The organism is Halopseudomonas xiamenensis, from assembly GCF_014219065.1.
GTDB classification, from domain to species: Bacteria; Pseudomonadota; Gammaproteobacteria; order Pseudomonadales; family Pseudomonadaceae; genus Halopseudomonas; species Halopseudomonas xiamenensis.
The window spans coordinates 24,358-40,801 of sequence record NZ_JACLGO010000015.1 but is presented as its reverse complement, the minus strand read 5'-3'; the positions used below and the strand labels follow the sequence as shown (position 1 = coordinate 40,801).

Here is a 16,444-nt window from a genome sequence, read left to right as displayed (position 1 = left end):
CAAAGTTCGAACCGGCCGTGTGCGGAGGGGAACCTTTATTGTCTCTTTATTTCGGGTAAAAGTAGAAGATTCGATTCCCGTTCGGTCAGAGCGCGTCCATAGAGTTCGAGTGAAAGTCTTGTGTTCAGTGCGGTATGACGACTGCCCACATTCAGATCTCGCCACAGGCGTTGCAGGGAATTGTTCTGAGCAAACGCGGCGGGGCCGGCGATGTCCATCAGACGCTCGCCTGCTTTGCGCAGGAGACCCATGGCATAGCCGCAGTCCGCCTGAATACAGGCTTTTTCAAAGCCGTTCAATGGGGCTATCTGTGCAGTATTGTCAATTTGCTCCGCAGCACGGCGGATATGCAGCCAAGCGGAATCGATTTCCATTGCAGCCTCACCCAGTTGCTGTACGAACACCTGCGACTCGCTCTGGCTGTCGTAGCGCCAGCCGATGATCTGGCGTTCGGGCAAGCTCTTCCGAACCTTTTCCAGCATGGCGCTGGCGGCGCCCAGCATAGGAGCGAGGACGCCTAGAGGAAAAAGAGGTTCGACTGGCCAGCGATCTCTGGGCTCCATGGCAGCCAGTACCTTGGGATCAGCCGCGTTGCTGCGTCGCAGTTCGGAATAGCGCAATATCTGAATGGGGGCGACTACGATATTTTCCGCAACGACGGTGTTACTGCCGGAGCCACAAACTCCGGCTACATGCCATGTGTTCTCGATTCGCACCTGTGGATGCTGCAGTGGCATGAGGGCGAACCCGGCATCAATTACCTGGTCCTGCTCGTCGATGATTTTTACCCCGTTGAGTGCCCAGTCGGCGTGCAGACAGCCCGATGCGTATCCCCATCGGCCACTGATGGCATACCCATCTTCTGTTGCCTGCGCAGTGCCGGTTTGCGCAGCGACGCTGCAAACTCGCTCTGCCCCTGTCTTGAAGACCAACTCTGAAATTGCCGGGGGCATGGATGCGACTGACGCGGTTACTCCGGAAAGCAGGCTGAAGGCCCAGGCGGTGCCAGGGCAAGCCTTTGCTATTTCGGCCACAGTTTCGATGTGAGTGATGATCTTGTGCCCCGATCCTCCAGCCCGTTTGGGAAACATCATCTGGAACAGCCCGGCCTGCTCCAGTGCCTCAATTACCTCATCCAGGACACGGCCTTCCTGCTCACATTGCGCGGCATGCCTTTCGATTAGTGGCAACAGCTTGCGTACGGCCGTTACGGGAGTGGGGTGGAGGTCTTCGGATGTCTCGTGGGCTATTTGCATTTCTCACCTTGTATTTTTTATCACAGTGACAATGTTGTCATAATATATACTGTGTTTATTTTGTAAAGTGATTTTGGCTGGAGTATGAAAATATGTGGTGCTGGCTTATTTGCCGCATATCCCATGCGTAGCAGGAGCCGAGAGCAGGGGAGATAAGATATGTAGGCTTTCAGGGAAGACCAAATATAGCGGTAACTTGCGTCCGTAGCGATCACTCAGATGACGTGTGTGGACTACTTGCTCTTTGCTGAACCTGAGGATGCAGGCTGTCTTGGGCTCAGGATGTCAGTACTGGCTGGCGGGCCGCCCGGCGCAGGGCCATAACCAGTATGAAACCGGCGCCTGCCAGCAGCGCCGAACCGAGAAAAACCTCGGCGAAACCTGAACTGGCAGCGAGCAGCCCCATCAACGGACCTGCCAAACCCACCGCTATATCGAAGAACAGCGAAAGCGCGCTCAGTGCGGAATTGCGATTGGCGTCCGGGGTGCGTGCCAGCGTTTCCACCGCCAGTCCCGGGTATACCCAGGACACTCCCAGCCCAGTGAGGGATGCACCGAGAATCGCGACCTCGGGCAAGGGTGCCAGCCAAACCAGCAGCAGCCCCAAGCCTTGTATTGAAAGACATAGCTTCACGACAGGATAGCCACCGAAACGTGGTATCACATTGGGCGTGGCGAGCCTGGCAAAGATAAAGGCGATACCAAAGCCCGTCAGGCACCAAGCGGCGTTCGACCAGCCGAGACTATCAAAATAGAGCGCGATGAAGGCGGTCAGACTGCCGAAACCGGCCGAACTGCAGACCAGTACCAGACCGTTGGGCAATACCGAGCACAACACGTGGAGAAAGGGTAGTCGCTCGCCGCGCCCCAGCGGCGCGGGGCGTCTGACGACCGCCACCAGTAGCGCAAACAGTCCGAGCAATACGATGCACATCCCGATGCTGGCCAGGTTGAACTGGTCTCTGATCAACACCCCCAGTGGCGCGCCGACGGCGATACCGCCATAGGCGGCAATGCCGTTCCAAGACATTACCCGTGCGGTATGCGGTTTGCCGTGCAAGCCGATAGCCCAGGTACAGCACGGAGTGGAAACCATCGCTGAAGCGAAGCCTTGGATCACGCGGGTGCCGAGTAGGAGCCAAATGCTGAGCCAGGGCGAGGAATACATCACGATGGCCAGTGTGGTCAGTATCCCGCAAAGAACGAGGGCGACGAGTCCAATGATGACAGCGGATTTGGCCCCGAAGCGATCGGCAAGCAAGCCGGCCAATGGTCGAGACAGCAGTGTTCCCACATACTGTGCACCGATCACGATACCAGCCCAGACAGTGCCGAATTCGAGTTCGTTGAGGATAAAGCCGGGCAGTACCGCCAAAGGCAGTCCGCTGGCCACATATGACATGAAGTTGAAGCAGACGATGAAAATGATCGACAGCGTGGGCTGCGTAGGGGCTGTGGTACGGGTATCCAAACTGCTGGCTCCTGAATTGAAAAACCCCTTTCATCCTGGTGGGTGTCCGGGGTTAAACAATCACTGACTAAGGACGATGAGCCAGTTCCCAGATTTTGAGATCGAAGCCGGGTGCGCTGGCCTCGGCAGAGGTAAGCTCCGGTGGACGAGAGAGAATTTTTTTTCCTGCCAGGTGATCCCCGGGACGATTGCAGGATTCGACAGCAACCAACTGGCCCTTACGGAAACACAGTACCGAGAACTGCTGTGTTGCTTCCGAACCCAGTCTGACCGTGCTGTCATAGCCGGTGGAAAGGCCAGCGATCTGCAATTTCAGGTTACCTTGATCAGTCCAGAACCAGGGTACTGCATCAAATGGCTTGGCGTTGCCCAAGAGCCTGCTGGCTAGGGTTCGCGCCTGTTCCATAGCGTTAGGCACTGATTCGATACGGGTATGCTCACCTTCATTCTGGATGCATGGGAAACAGGCAACGTCGCCTATGGCCGATATGTGCGGATCGGAGGTCAGCAGGTTAGCGTCGACCTTGATACCGTTCTCGATTGCCAGTCCCGCCTCATTGGCGATGGTTATATTGGGTATGACACCGATGCCGTAGACTAGGAGTTCGGCGGGCAATACCTTGCCGTCAGTGGTTTCAATCGCGGTAATCTGGCCATTTTCGCCGATGAGTCGGGTGACGCCCTGATGAAAATGAAACTGGACGCCCCAGGATTCATGTGTCTGGCGGAAAACGGCGGCCATGTCGCTGGAAACCGCCCTGGCCATGGGCCGATCCCCGAGATCCACCACATGAACCGACGCTCCCAATGCCGCGGCAACGGCGGCAAATTCCAGACCGATGAAGCCTGAGCCAATCACCACGACGTTACGAGCGTCTTTTACCCTGGGGGCCAGCGCGTCGGCGTCGGCCAGGGTCTTGATGCCAAATACACCTTGAAGGTCATCGCCGGGTACCGAAAGAGGGCGGTTGTGCGCGCCTGTAGCCAGTACCAGATGATCGTATTGCAGGCTCTTGCCACTGGCCAAAACGACATGCCGGTTCTGCCGGTCAATAGTGATGGCATCGTCCTGCAGCAACTCTATCTGTTGCTGATCGAAAAAAGCTTCCGGGCGAAAGGCCAGGTTGGATGTGGCTATTTTGCCCAGTAGATAAGCTTTTGATAGCGGCGGGCGTTGGTAGGGCAAGCCAGGTTCATTATTGATCAGCGAGATGTGCCCGGAAAAGCCTCCTTGGCGCAGGGATGCGGCAACCTGGAAACCTGCCTGGCCGGCACCGACAATTACAACTGACGAAAGCGACATATCAACTCCTGAGTACGTCAGTATTGAGATTCAGGCAGGCGCAGCACTATGCCGTCCATATCATCCTGAATGACAAGCTGGCAGGTAAGGCGGCTGTTATCCTGGCGTGTACTGGCGAACTCAAGCATATCGGACTCGCATTCTTCCGCTTGTGGTACAGAGTTCACCCAGGCCTCGTCAACGAATGCATGGCAGGTTGCGCAACTGCAGGCACCGCCGCAGTCTCCCTGGATGCCGGGAATCATGGCATTCATGGCGGCTTGCATCACGGATTGGCCCACTTCACCGACAATGGAATGTTGGGTACCGTTATGTTCGATCAGCGTTATCGTTGGCATTGTTTTTCTCCAGTCAACGGTTTCAGGCCACAGCAGGCTTGAGTGGGGGTTGGGTTTCAAATTGGGGGGCTCGACCCAAGGTCAGAAGCATCAGTGGGCCCACAATCGAGCAGACAAGACAGTAAACGAGCATGGTTGTATACGACCCCGTCTGGCTCAAGAAGGCGGCAAACAATAAAGGGGCCGCAGCCGCCGTAGCGGTCAATAAGCCGATATGAAAGCCATACAGCCGGCCGTACTCTTTCAGCCCGAAATAGCGGGCGACCAAAAATGCGGCAATATCGAACTCGGCACCTGCACCAAAGCCAATTGCAATTGCTGCCAGCAAGAGCAAGGTGAAATCGGTTGTTCCGCTGAGCAGGATCAGGCAGCCAATGGCAGGCATGGCCAGACTGATGGCCGATATGCCTGGGGCCCACACGCGATCCAGCAGATAGCCGACTAGGATTCGTCCAAAAACCAGTGAAATACCGAAACCACTGAATACCAGGCCGGCTTCTTCTGCAGAGAGCCCGAGGTCACGCAAGATGGGTATGGTATTGGTAACCATCCCAATAACCACCGACATCACCAGCGCCAGGGCAATATTGCAGATCCAGAAGTTCTTCGAGGTGAAGCCTTCCTTGAACGTCATTCCGGTAATACTGCGCAGGGCCGCCTGCTTGTCAGCTTCGCTTTTATGGCTCTTTGGTTTTGGAACCGAAAACCACCAGATGGTGAGGGGTAACAGCAGAAGCAGGTTGATCATGGCCAGCATGATAAAGGCTGCTTGCCAGCCCCAGATGCCAATGCCCCAGGAAAGCAACGGTGGGACAGTAGCTGCGGCGAGGCCGGTTCCTGAGAGGCCAATAGCCAACGCCAGACCGCGATTCTTCTCAAACCACATGTTGAGTAACTGAGTCCAGGTGACAGCGAGGTTGCCAATACTCAATATCGGAATGATCGTGAATGCCAGATAAAGGCTCCAGATCGACTCACCGAGCTGGGTGGCCGCCAAATAACCCAGCACCGTCAAGCACGTGGAAATTGCGGTTACTTTCTTGATCCCAAAACGCAAATTGAACCAGCCTACCAGTTGCAACGAGATAACTGCGCCCACGAATAGAAAGGTAATAGCTACCTGCAGCGCACTTCTGCTCCAGCCAAAGGCTTCTTCCAACGGAACGACAAGGGTTCCGAAGCCATAAAGCAATGAGGAATTGATGCTGATGCCAATGCCTAGCAAGGCCAGGATGAGTACCCGCCAACTGGTTCTAAATTCCGAAAAATCGATGGCGGCGCTATTGCTTGAATGATTCATACGCTGTCCTTCATTTTTTTTATGGCATCAGCTTATCGGAGAAATGCTACCAATTTCTGACTGCAGAACTGTATACTGATGTCAGAATATTGCATAAGGATCGGATTGTCCACACCGCGGGCACCTTTCCCGCAGCACAACAATAATAAAAGGAACGAGGTACCATAATGATGCCATGGCTCAGCCGCTTTTCCATTGGCGCGAAGCTTTTATTTGCCCCCGCACTGATTGTTTTCCTGCTTATCGTTATCTCCGCTGTTGCTTATGACGGGCTCAAGCGGCAGCAGGCTGTGCTGCACCAGGTGGAGCATGTCCGCTTCAGTCAATACCAGCGCGCACTGGACATTGCAGCCGCTTCTCAGGCAGCGATGGTCGGCTCTTACGCGGCTGTGGTTCAGGTCATTCAGAGCGAGGGTAATGTCTCCGAAGAAGAAATGCAGTTTTACGTGGAAGACATGCGGGCCAGTGTGAAGGATATGTTGGCAGGGATCGAGCAGGGTCTGTCTGAGTCAGCGAGCCTCACTGCAGAGGAGATGGTGCTCTACCAGAACCTGCAGGAACAGGCAGTGGCGTTTGGCGGGGGAGTAGAGCAGCTCGCGGACGCGTCACTGAACAATCCGTATCTGGCCCCATCGCAGCTAGGCTATGTAAGGGCGGATTATACGCGCTTGGTCGGCCTCCTTAACCTGTATCTGGATCAGCAGAAGGAGTTGGCCAGCATGTCGTTCACATCGGCAGACGCGACTGCTAAATCAGTTACTACGGCATTGGCGGTTGCGGTTCTGGTCGCCATCGCACTGGCGCTCGTTGTCGGGCTACTGGTGCGTCATCAGATTCTGCGCTCTATCAAGGCGATCGAGCAGGCTGCTATCAAGCTGCGGGACGGCGATCTGACTCATCGTGTCGAGGTGACAGGCAGGGACGAGATAGCCCAGACAGCCATGGCCTTCAATGCGCTGATCATCAGTCTGCAGAGGGCAGTGCAGCAAGTGACGCGTATTGCCGAGTCGGTCGGAGCCTCCGCGGAGGAGCTGGTGACCACCTCCAATGAGGTGGCACGGGGTGCCAATGAGCAGGCCGGTGCGGCCATTCAGGCCTCATCCACCGTTGAGCAGATGAGCGTGGGTATCGCTTCCATTGCCTCGCATGCAGAAAATTTGCGGTCTTCAGCCGACGCCAGTATGCGAGGGGCAGAGAATGGCCGTTCAGCTTTGGCCAGGCTGCTGGATGAAATCTGCCGGGTGCGGGATGCTTTCGCCGCGATCACCCTATCGGTCGGCGATTTCGTCTCCAGCACCACTGCCATTACTGACAGCATCAACCGGGTCAAGGAGCTTTCCGCACAAACCAATCTGCTGGCACTGAATGCCGCGATCGAGGCCGCGCGGGCGGGGGAGAGTGGTCGCGGTTTCAGCGTTGTGGCTGATGAGGTGCGTATTCTGGCCCAGCGTTCGGCCGTGGCGGCCAACTCCATCAATGAGCTTACCGATGAACTCGAAAGCCAGTCAGGGAGTGTCACGCGAGTGCTGGATGAAGGTGCGGCAGCACTGGATAGCAGCCAGGTGCTGCTCCAGGAACTGGAGAATGTGCTGCTGGAGGCGGCTGGTCTGGTCGGCGCGTCCAGTACGGGGGTGAGTGAAATCGCTTCGGCGGTGCAGATACAGAATGAGGGCGGCAAGGATATTTCACTGGGTATAGAGCGAATCGCAAAAATGGCGGAAGAGGGGGATCTGATCTCCCATCAGGTGACCTCGGCCGTGGCATCACTAAGGGAGCTGGCAGGAGAGCTTGAGCTGTCAGTCAGTCATTTCCGGACCTGAAGGGGCCGCAGACAAGTTTGCTGGAGGTTTTTATGAAGGGATTCAAGTGGGTCGCGTGGGGTTTTGCGTTATTGGTTGCGATGTTGCCAGCCCATGCAACACAGGCGAGTTCGGCGCAGGCGATACAGGAGATGCGCTCGTTGGGCTTTTCGGTATGCGCCAACATTCTGGTGTATTTCAACGAAAACGGTAGCCCTTATGAGCTGCGCAATAAGCAGGCATATCTGCAGGGCATGACCCGCTTACAGAGCCTGGCCGCCAGTCAGCGGCTTGAGGATGTAAGCGCAGAACTGAGCCGCCTGCAATCGAGCGTGGCCGACACGGCCGAGCTACCACAGTCGGAGGTTGAACTGCGAAGAACGTCTCCGGGCTATACACGCTGGTTATTGCCTGTGGTGGACTCCCATGCGCGCCTACAGGAACTACTGGATGCGCACTATAGGCGTATCGATAATGCTGAAGAGCTGCAAAGCAGTTTGCATGCTCTGAGCCGTGATATAGGTCAACTGCTGCTGGGATATCAGATAGCTTCGTTCAGCCGCCTTGGAGCGGAGCAGTGGGTCATGTCTGCCCAGCAAGTGCTTGATCAAGACCAGCGGGTTCTAGATAGCTTCACCGGCTTGTCCGCCCTAAATCCGGCGTTGGAAAAACAACTTGCGGACCCTGCACGACAGTATGCTTTTTCCCGGGAGCAGTTATTCAATCAGGGTGGTCGATGGATGCCCAATGGAGTCGGACGTTATCTGGGCATGGCGATGTTGAAAATTGATCAGGCCGCAATTGAACTCACTAAATGATTTGCTCTGTATCCCGAGTCGCTATGGCTTCTCGGGCCTGACGATGCGGCCTGTTGATGCGGGCCATACGCCGTTATTCATGAGCGCGTCAAATGCAGAGCAGGGATAGCCATGTCGTACCCACCATAGCCACAGCCCCAGCAAGGCACCCACGAAGCAGCGCACTGCGACTTCGCCGTGCAGGCCTTTGCTGTAGATCCCTGCTTCTGGTAATGCTCTGTGACCTGGATAATGAGGATGTTTTCCAGGTGAGCAAGGATGATGTTCTGGGACGGATTGCTGAAGAAGGACGTGGTAAGTGAGCGATGCCTTTCGGCAGCCGCGAATAGCCAGGCAGACACATCCAGAACAACTTGCTTTTGCCCAGAAACCTCCAGTAGTTTGGTAGGTGGAGTCCCTATCCATTCGTATCCATGCGTTGGATAAGTGGGGCAGAACAGGCAACCCTCCGGCCACCGCGAACCAATTGCAGGCGATCGATTTCACTCTCTACAGCCCGAGGCTCAAGCGTGATGCTTCGGGCAATGCTCTGGGCGGCATACGTACACCCTTCGTCGACGTACCGCTTGCCGTACTCAGTGGAACCGGCAACTCCGGCGGTAACGGTTTCTGCGGACTGTTCGGCACCACCACACCCTACAATGCGACTGAGCTGGACGCCCGGTACCCAACTCAGCAGGTATTTGTGAACGCGTGGACTGCAGCCACCGAAGAGGCGGTTGACAAGGGGTTTATTCGCCCTGCGGACGGGCAAGCACCTATCGATGCGGCGAAGCGAGTACAGAACTCCCCCTGACGCCTAGGAATATGAACATTTTATTTGTTTTTGTGCTTATTGCGTATGTCGTCAGGGATGTTGAGTGGATTTGGCTTAATGGCTGATTTTAAAGGGGTTATTGGTTGGCATAACCGTAGCGGTCCGCTGGAATGCCTCTTTGTTAGTGAAATGGGCGACTATTAGCTAACTAAAAATTTACAAAAATGAATTTTATGTTCATTATGTCCCTGGCTGAGCCTGACGAATAAAGAGGATAAAGGTATGAGTTCAGATAAGTTTGTTTTCCGTGCTGTTGCTGATCGTGGTCGCTGCTGCGGTTATGGTCTGTGTGCCTCAATCTGCCCCGAAGTCTACAAGCTTGACGACAATGGTCTGGTTTATTTCGACGACGACCGGATTGCGCCGGAACTGGAGGAAGCCGCCCGTGAAGGCGCTGCAGCTTGCCCAGCCGAAGCACTCTGGTTGGTAAAGATTGAAGAATAACCGGCAAGCCCGGTCATCCGTCATGGTCGTTGCGAGGTAGATTTCATGGGACGTTTAAAGGGTAAGGTTGCTCTGATCACGGGTACTGGTGGAGGGCAGGGCAGAGTTGCGGCGCTGCGTTTTGCGCGTGAGGGAGCCCTGGTGGTGGGTTGTGATACCAATGCCGCCGAGCATCAGATCACCGCCGATCTGCTTTCAGAGGAAGGTTTCACCCTGTACGGTAGCGCTCCGGTGGACCTTGGCGACCACGAACAGGCCAAGGCCTGGGTGGAGGCCGCAGTGGCCGAGTGTGGGAAGATCGACATTCTGTACAACAACGCTTCCGCTGCCCGCTTTGCTCCTGTCCAGGACATGTCCATTGAAGATTGGAACTTTACCATTCGCAATGAAGTGGATCTGCTGTTTTACACTACCAAATACGCGTGGAACCATCTGGCTGAACAAAAGGGCGTGATCATCAACGTGTCCTCCACTGCTGCGTGGGGTGGATCCAAGGTGGCCGGTATTTCTGCTCATTCCGCCGCCAAGGGCGCAGTGGTTTCTTTCACCCGCCAGCTGGCAGTGGAGGGCGCACCGGTAGGTATCCGCGCAGTGAGCCTGAGCCCCGGTTTCATTGCTACGCCAGGCACGGCAGCGTTCATGGAGAACCCGGTAGCGCGAGCGGCGCTGCTTGACGGAGTGCTGATGGATCGCCCGGGGGAGCCGGAAGAAGTCGTTTCGATGGCCGTATTCGTGGCGTCGGACGAGGCGTCATTCATTACGGGGTCGGATATCGTCATTGATGGTGGACTTCTGGCTATATAGCCAGCCACCCGTCCCTGGCAGAACGAGGAGGAACAGATGGATATTATTGGACTGGGTTACATGGGCTTTGAAGCCACTGACCTTGATGCCTGGCGCGACTATGGTCCGGCGGTAATGGGCTTTGCGATAGGTCAGAATCCGGAAGGCGATCCGGATTCGTTGTATTTCCGTATGGACGATCGCCGCCACCGTCTCGCCTTTCATCCTGGCAAAGTTGATCGACTGGCCTATCTCGGTTGGGAAGCCAAAGGGCGCATGGAGTTCAAAGCAGCCTGCCGGAAGTTTACCGATGCCGGCGTGGACTTTACCGTGGGCGACGCCGAGCTGTGCGAGAAGCGCGGCGTCAAGGAGCTGATCCGCTTCTTTGACCCGGTGGGCTTCCGGCATGAACTGTTCTACGGGCAGAAGTGGCTACCTGATTCCTTTGTGCCAGGACGTCGCCATGGCGGCTATCTTGCTGGCAGAAGAGGGTTGGGCCATGTCGTGCTGATGACATCCGAGTTTCCACCAGAGTTGGAAGACTTCCTTATAAATATCATGGGCTTCCATTGGTATGGCTCGGGTGCTGGCAAGGGTAAGACTGGGTTCTTCCGCTCCAGGCTGAATACCTTCACCAGCCATGATATCGCCTATGGGCACGCTCCTGGCCGTATGGGGATTCAACACGTCGGTCTGTTTGTTGGCAGCTTGCGCGACGTGGGCGAGACCTACGATATCGTGAAGAAGCGCGAGCTGCAGATGATGATGACGCTGGGTCAGCATTCCCAGGATCCACATATTTCCTTCTACCACTTCAATCCTTCAGGCTTCGCTTTCGAATGTATAGCCGAAAGTGAACCCTGGCATGACGATGGGTTCGAGCTGAATCCAGAGAAAATGAGCGTGTGGGGCCACGAGCTGGTTGGCCCGATTCTGGGGCCTAGCGTTAAAACGCCAGAAGAGGTTGGCGATCCGGAATTCAAGGCCAAGAAGGGTTAGAGGTGCGACTGGCTAGAGTAGAAGATGCGAAGGGCGAGCGGTACTGGGTTCTGTTGCATTCTGATACAGGTTTTGGTCAGCGCATAAATGCCCCGTTCTCCCGTTGGGCCGGCAGCGTCAACAGGGGAGATATCGGGGCCCTCGACCTGTCGCCGACAGCGCTTGAGCCAGATAGATTTCGCCTCATAGCCCCCATCGAGCCCGGTGCCCGTATCTTCGGCGTCGGGCTTAATTATTTATCGCACCTGACTCGCCTGGGTAGTTCCGCCCCTCCTCATCCTCTCGCCTATATGAAACCCGATTCCGCAATCGTTGATCCTGACGGAGTGATTTCCTATCCAGCGATGACAAGCGAGCTGGATTATGAAATCGAGCTGGTTGCTGTTGTCGGTGCGCCCCTGGACGATGCAGAACATGCCACGACATGTCTGATGGGCTACACGATCGGAAATGATGTCAGTGCGCGGGACGCCGGCAGGGCACTGGGACGGCTGGATCTTTTCACACAGAAAGGCATGGACGCTACAAGCCCGATCGGGCCTTGGGTGTGTACGCTTGATGAGTTCGGTGGTGGTGGTCAGCCTGAGCTGGACATGCAGCTGCGGGTGAATGGCGAGCTGCGGCAGCAAGATAATACGCGGGAGATGATTTTTCCTCTGGATGAGTTGCTCAATTACCTGGACGCACGCATAGCGCTTCGTCCAGGGGATGTGGTGCTGACCGGTTCCACACATGGGGTGGGGTTGGAGACGGGTCGGTTCCTGCAGCCGGACGATCTGGTCGAAGCATCCATTGACGGCATCGGCCTGATGCGCAACCGGGTCGGCCACCGGCGAAAACTGACCAGCTCCAGACGCGCAGGGCGACTGGGGTTTCCGACGCCATAACGTGGTGACGTCGCCGGTGTTTGCTACGAGAGAAAAAAGCGAAATATGAATCAACAGGCCACCTGGTTTCCGCTGACGCATCCGCAGTTCCGTTGGTTCTGGGGTGCTGGCGCCGTCGTCAATCTCGCCATCTGGATGCATACCGTCGGCGCAGCGTGGATCATGGCGGGTCTGACCGAATCAGCGTGGATGGTATCGCTGATCCAGACAGCCATGACGCTCCCGGTATTTCTCTTCGGTCTGCCGGGTGGCGTCATTGCGGATCTGGTGAGCCGGAAGTACTGGCTACTGTTCACACAAGCACTGATGCTGACGGCAGCGGCCGTGCTGTTGGTCATGAGCCTGATCGGCGCGCTCAATGTCTGGTCATTGCTGATACTGACCTTCGTTCTGGGGACGGGGAGCGCTTTGAGCATGTCCGCCTGGATGGCCGTGACGTTAACCTTGATCCCGCGTGATATCGTCCCGGCTGCCGTAGCGTTGAATGCTATTTCGACCAACGTGGCGCGTGCGGTAGGCCCAGCGCTGGCCGGTTTGCTTATCGCATTGGCCGGCCCGGCGTCCATGTTCTCGTTGGTCGTCCTGTGTTTTCTGTCGGTAATGCTCTTTCTGTTGCTGTGGCGGGCCCATCGGCTGCCTGAGGTGCTGCCGCCTGAAACCTTCGTAGGCGGTATGCGCAGCGGGCTGCGCTATATCCGCCACTCCGTGCGGCTCACCAGTTCGCTGAAACAGGTCTTCGTGTTTACCAGTTGCGCCAGCGCGTTATGGGCTTTGCTGCCGCTGATTGCCAGAGACCGGCTGGGTATGGAGGCGGATGGTTATGGCATGCTGATGGGCGCGCTGGGCGCAGGCGCGGTGATTGCCGCGGTCAATCTGACTCGTTTCTATAGGCACTTCCCGCTCAGAAATCTGGTGGTTGTGGGCGCGCTCGTCTTCGCGCTGGTGACCGCTGCTGCGGCGTTACTGGAATCGGCATGGCTGGTCTGGCTGCTGTTGGTGATCGCAGGGATTGCCTGGATGGCGGTGAATGCGACCGTTGCGACTATCATCCAGACCTGCGCGGCTGACTGGGTTCGGGCGCGAGTCGCCTCGGTGTATTTACTTATGTACATGGGCGCCATGGCGCTGGGCGGCGCAGTTTGGGGGTTCCTGGCTGAACATCTGGGAACCACCGGCAGCTTGTTGATATCGGCTGCGGCCATCGTTCTGGGATTGCTGCTTACGCGTAATGGTATTTTCGTCCTCGGTAGCGAAGCCGATTACAGGAGTGTTTCACAGACTGACAAGCTGCTGATTGCTGGGGAAGTATCGCATTCTGATGGGCCGGTATCGGTTGAAATCTGCTATCGGGCTGGCTCAGAAAACCAGACGGAGTTCATCCGGGCTGCCTACGCTGTAGGTAAGGCAAGACGCCGAAACGGGGCGCGAAATTGGCGGCTGTATCGCGATCTGGCCGACCCGGAACGTTTCGTTGAGCGCTTTATCGTGGAGTCCTGGTTGGATTATCTTCGCCAGCGAGCCAGGGTTACCCACTCGGATCAAGCGCTGGAGGCGGCGCTCAAGCATTACCTCGTTGACGCGGGCACGGCAACCAAGCGCTATATTTATCAGGCCGATGTAGAAGCAATTTGGCGCTGATGTAAATCGTTATCAAAATTCTATTCTTGATAGAGAATATTATATATACTGTCATACAGTGCATCATCAATATACCTCCCCAATCATAGAAGCGAAACTTTGAAAATGGATGCTGAAGTGACACGCGACAGTGACAGAAATATGGCGAAATCGTCCCTGGTAACTGTTAAACCGGTGGTCAATGCCGTTCGCATACTCCGCTTCCTGAGCCAGGCCGGCGCTCCGGCGCGCTCCGTGGATATCGCCAGGAAGCTCGATATCAACCCGAGCACTTGCTTCAATATCCTCAGAACGCTGGTGGCCGAAGACATGGTCGAGTTCAGCCCAATCTCTAAACGCTATTCTGCGGGGTTTGGCTTGGCCCGTCTGGTCGAGCAATTCGTGACCCAGGGGCAAAAGGTGCAGCGGGCCAAGCCGTTGCTGGAAAGCTTCGCAGCCGACTCAAAAGTGACTGTCACGCTGTGGCGTCGGATGGGAAGTGACAGGAGTGTTATCGTCAGTTCCGCAACCTGCCCTACGGATGTCAGTATCAATATGAGTGAAGGGCAGCGGGTGCCCATCCTGATGGGTGCGAGTGGTCGTTTGTATGCGTCTGAGCTGGATCTGGATGCTGAGCAGCCACGCGAAATGTTTGAAAAAATTCGCTGGGGAGGGCAATTGTCCTATGCCACCTATCGACAACAGGTGGCAGACGCCGCCGAGCGCGGATGGGCAATTGACGATGGCCATTTTTCAATTGGCATTCTGGCGGTAGCCGCGCCGGTATACTCGCCGGCCAGGACGATCGATTACACTGTGTCGGCGGTCATGTTCCGTGGCCAGCGAGACGAGGATGGCATCAGCGAGCTCGGCAAGGCGCTTTGCGGTCTGTGCAATGAATTGCAGGATGTGCTGTTCTAATCTTCAATCGCGCACCAGCAGAAGACTTCCCCCCAGCGGGCCGCCACCGGCAGCAGTTACCGCTACCTGATGATCGGCTATCTGCCGACCTTCTGCCTTGTTCCACAACTGTAGGCAGGCTTCGTGTACATAACCCAGACCGTGCGTGCGGCCACCGGAGAGCTGCCCGCCGTTGGTATTGATCGGGAGTTCCCCGTCCAGCGCAATACGCTGGCCACCCTCTACAAAACGCCCGCTTTCACCCTTTGGGCACAACCCCAACGCTTCCAGCCAGATCATGGTCAAGATGGAAAAACCATCGTATAACTGAGCGGAGCCGACATCCTTCGGTTTGAGGTCGGTGCGAGACCACATCATTCGGCCCACATCGAATGCTGCGCCTTCGGTAAGGGAAATCTGATCCCATGACCAGGGCTGATTGAGAGCTGCCCCGATAGCTTCGATACGGATCGGGGGGTTGCGGCAGTCTTTGGCGACATCCCGTCGGGACAGGATGATGGCCGTCGACGCATCGCAGTGAACGTCGCAATCGAACATGCGCAGCGGGGTGGAGATCATCCGGGACTGCATGTAGTCATCCATGCTCATCGGAGATCGATAGATTGCCTTGGGGTTGCGCTGCGCGTTGCGGCGACAAGTGAGGGCTATCTGTGCCAGTTGCTCGGAGGTGGTGCCATAGTCGTGAAAGTGGCGCTGCGCATATATGGCCATGAGGTTAGCCGCGGACAGGACATTGAAGGGCGTATACCACTGCCAGGCAAAGCTGCTGTCTCGGCCCAGGGTCTTGTTGCTCAGTGCAGAGGCCTGCTTGTTGTGTTGCCGGGTTGAGGATTCAGTGATGGTGCGAAACACCAGCACGTGTCGGCACATGCCGCTGGCGATTGCCATGGCACCATTGATCAGGCCTGTCAGGGGGCCCGGTCCTTCATAACCTCCTCCAAACCAGTTGACCTCCAGCCCGAGAGCGTTTTTCAGCGCAAGCGGGCCCACTGGCGAAAAGCTGTCCCCGTTATTGTTGTCGCCCGGCCAGCAGGCTATGCCGTCTATGTCCTCCTTGCGCAGGCCCGCATCATTGATTGCTTCCAGGCAGGCATCCAGAGTAAGGCGCATCCCCGATAAGGTAGACGGGCGGCCCACTTCTGATTGGCCGATGCCGGTGATGGCGACATCTTTCTCGTACTGTCGGTCGTGCATGCTCAATCCTTCACGAATAGGGGTAACCAGACGTCATCTTCCTGCTGGAACCGCACCCGCACTTTCATTCCTATATGCACCTGCTCGGGCGGCGTGTCTTCGATATTTGTGACGAAGCGGAGGTCTTTCTGCTCCTGCAGCTCGACGATGGCGATGACAAAGGGGGCCGCGAGCTCGGGTGTCCAGGGCTGATGGTTGATGGTGAAGCTGGCTATCACGCCCTTGCCCGATACGCGCTGCGGTGCCACCTCAAAGCTGGTGCACGTGGGGCAGATCGGGGAGGGTGGATGGAAATACCGCTTGCACGCTTCACATCGGTGAATGAGCAATTCTCCATTCCTGCCTCCCTGCCAGAATGAGTGGTTATCGGCAGTGAGAGCGGGCAGCTTTCTGGGCATCACGCAGTTCCTGTAAGGGGCAGCCTTGAGTTTGCCAAGAGTATCATTTGTACATATATTAAAAAAGTGTTCTAATAATTTGGGTCGAGCCGCGCTGTT

16 protein-coding genes are annotated in these 16,444 nt (G+C 56.3%); 9 read left to right on the top strand and 7 right to left on the bottom strand.

Going from position 1 to position 16,444, the window contains the following annotated elements:
• Positions 1 to 35: 35 nt before the first annotated feature.
• The 5 genes from H6X51_RS11465 to H6X51_RS11445 all read right to left on the bottom strand — a co-directional run bounded on the left by H6X51_RS11465 (position 36) and on the right by H6X51_RS11445 (position 5,668).
• Positions 36 to 1,256, bottom strand: coding sequence for an acyl-CoA dehydrogenase family protein (locus H6X51_RS11465; RefSeq protein ID WP_074779639.1), 1,221 nt, complete (start codon positions 1,254 to 1,256; stop codon positions 36 to 38).
• Positions 1,257 to 1,533: 277 nt separating this feature from the next.
• A complete protein-coding gene (locus H6X51_RS11460; RefSeq protein ID WP_074779637.1) occupies positions 1,534 to 2,727 on the bottom strand; it encodes an MFS transporter in 1,194 nt (397 codons plus the stop codon).
• A gap of 67 nt (positions 2,728 to 2,794) precedes the next feature.
• Positions 2,795 to 4,030 (bottom strand): NAD(P)/FAD-dependent oxidoreductase, encoded by a 1,236-nt coding sequence (locus H6X51_RS11455; protein ID WP_074779635.1) that lies wholly within the window; start codon positions 4,028 to 4,030, stop codon positions 2,795 to 2,797.
• A 17-nt stretch (positions 4,031 to 4,047) separates the two neighbouring features.
• The gene (locus tag H6X51_RS11450) at positions 4,048 to 4,368 is read right to left on the bottom strand and encodes a 2Fe-2S iron-sulfur cluster-binding protein (protein ID WP_074779633.1); all 321 of its coding nucleotides are present in this window, start codon (positions 4,366 to 4,368) and stop codon (positions 4,048 to 4,050) included.
• 22 nt (positions 4,369 to 4,390) lie between these two features.
• Positions 4,391 to 5,668 (bottom strand): MFS transporter, encoded by a 1,278-nt coding sequence (locus H6X51_RS11445; RefSeq protein WP_074779631.1) that lies wholly within the window; start codon positions 5,666 to 5,668, stop codon positions 4,391 to 4,393.
• Between the two features lie 167 nt (positions 5,669 to 5,835).
• On the opposite strand from H6X51_RS11445, the gene H6X51_RS11440 reads away from it, so the two are divergent.
• The 9 genes from H6X51_RS11440 (at position 5,836) to H6X51_RS11400 (ending at position 14,753) form a co-directional block, all read left to right on the top strand.
• Positions 5,836 to 7,488 (top strand): methyl-accepting chemotaxis protein, encoded by a 1,653-nt coding sequence (locus H6X51_RS11440; RefSeq protein WP_328795663.1) that lies wholly within the window; start codon positions 5,836 to 5,838, stop codon positions 7,486 to 7,488.
• A 32-nt stretch (positions 7,489 to 7,520) separates the two neighbouring features.
• A complete protein-coding gene (locus tag H6X51_RS11435) occupies positions 7,521 to 8,285 on the top strand; it encodes a hypothetical protein (RefSeq protein WP_074779629.1) in 765 nt (254 codons plus the stop codon).
• A gap of 388 nt (positions 8,286 to 8,673) precedes the next feature.
• Positions 8,674 to 9,081 carry an alpha/beta hydrolase domain-containing protein gene (locus H6X51_RS11430; protein WP_185267645.1) on the top strand — a complete coding sequence of 136 codons (408 nt, stop codon included), beginning with the start codon at positions 8,674 to 8,676 and terminating at the stop codon, positions 9,079 to 9,081.
• Between the two features lie 243 nt (positions 9,082 to 9,324).
• Positions 9,325 to 9,546: a ferredoxin gene (locus H6X51_RS11425; RefSeq protein ID WP_074779625.1), complete on the top strand. Its 222-nt coding sequence runs from the start codon at positions 9,325 to 9,327 to the stop codon at positions 9,544 to 9,546.
• 45 nt (positions 9,547 to 9,591) lie between these two features.
• Positions 9,592 to 10,350, top strand: coding sequence for an SDR family NAD(P)-dependent oxidoreductase (locus H6X51_RS11420; protein WP_074779623.1), 759 nt, complete (start codon positions 9,592 to 9,594; stop codon positions 10,348 to 10,350).
• A gap of 36 nt (positions 10,351 to 10,386) precedes the next feature.
• On the top strand, positions 10,387 to 11,328 hold the full coding sequence (locus tag H6X51_RS11415) for a VOC family protein (RefSeq protein WP_185267644.1): 942 nt from the start codon (positions 10,387 to 10,389) through the stop codon (positions 11,326 to 11,328).
• Positions 11,329 to 11,330: 2 nt separating this feature from the next.
• Positions 11,331 to 12,215: a fumarylacetoacetate hydrolase family protein gene (locus tag H6X51_RS11410; RefSeq protein WP_074779618.1), complete on the top strand. Its 885-nt coding sequence runs from the start codon at positions 11,331 to 11,333 to the stop codon at positions 12,213 to 12,215.
• Between the two features lie 45 nt (positions 12,216 to 12,260).
• On the top strand, positions 12,261 to 13,853 hold the full coding sequence (locus H6X51_RS11405) for an MFS transporter (protein ID WP_074779616.1): 1,593 nt from the start codon (positions 12,261 to 12,263) through the stop codon (positions 13,851 to 13,853).
• 105 nt (positions 13,854 to 13,958) lie between these two features.
• Positions 13,959 to 14,753: an IclR family transcriptional regulator gene (locus H6X51_RS11400; RefSeq protein ID WP_185267668.1), complete on the top strand. Its 795-nt coding sequence runs from the start codon at positions 13,959 to 13,961 to the stop codon at positions 14,751 to 14,753.
• Between the two features lie 3 nt (positions 14,754 to 14,756).
• Here H6X51_RS11400 and H6X51_RS11395 read toward each other — a convergent pair whose 3' ends face one another.
• Positions 14,757 to 15,947, bottom strand: coding sequence for a thiolase family protein (locus H6X51_RS11395; protein ID WP_185267643.1), 1,191 nt, complete (start codon positions 15,945 to 15,947; stop codon positions 14,757 to 14,759).
• Positions 15,948 to 15,949: 2 nt separating this feature from the next.
• Positions 15,950 to 16,345, bottom strand: a complete 396-nt coding sequence (locus tag H6X51_RS11390; RefSeq protein ID WP_074779610.1) for a Zn-ribbon domain-containing OB-fold protein — start codon at positions 16,343 to 16,345, stop codon at positions 15,950 to 15,952.
• Between the last annotated feature and the right edge of the window lie 99 nt (positions 16,346 to 16,444).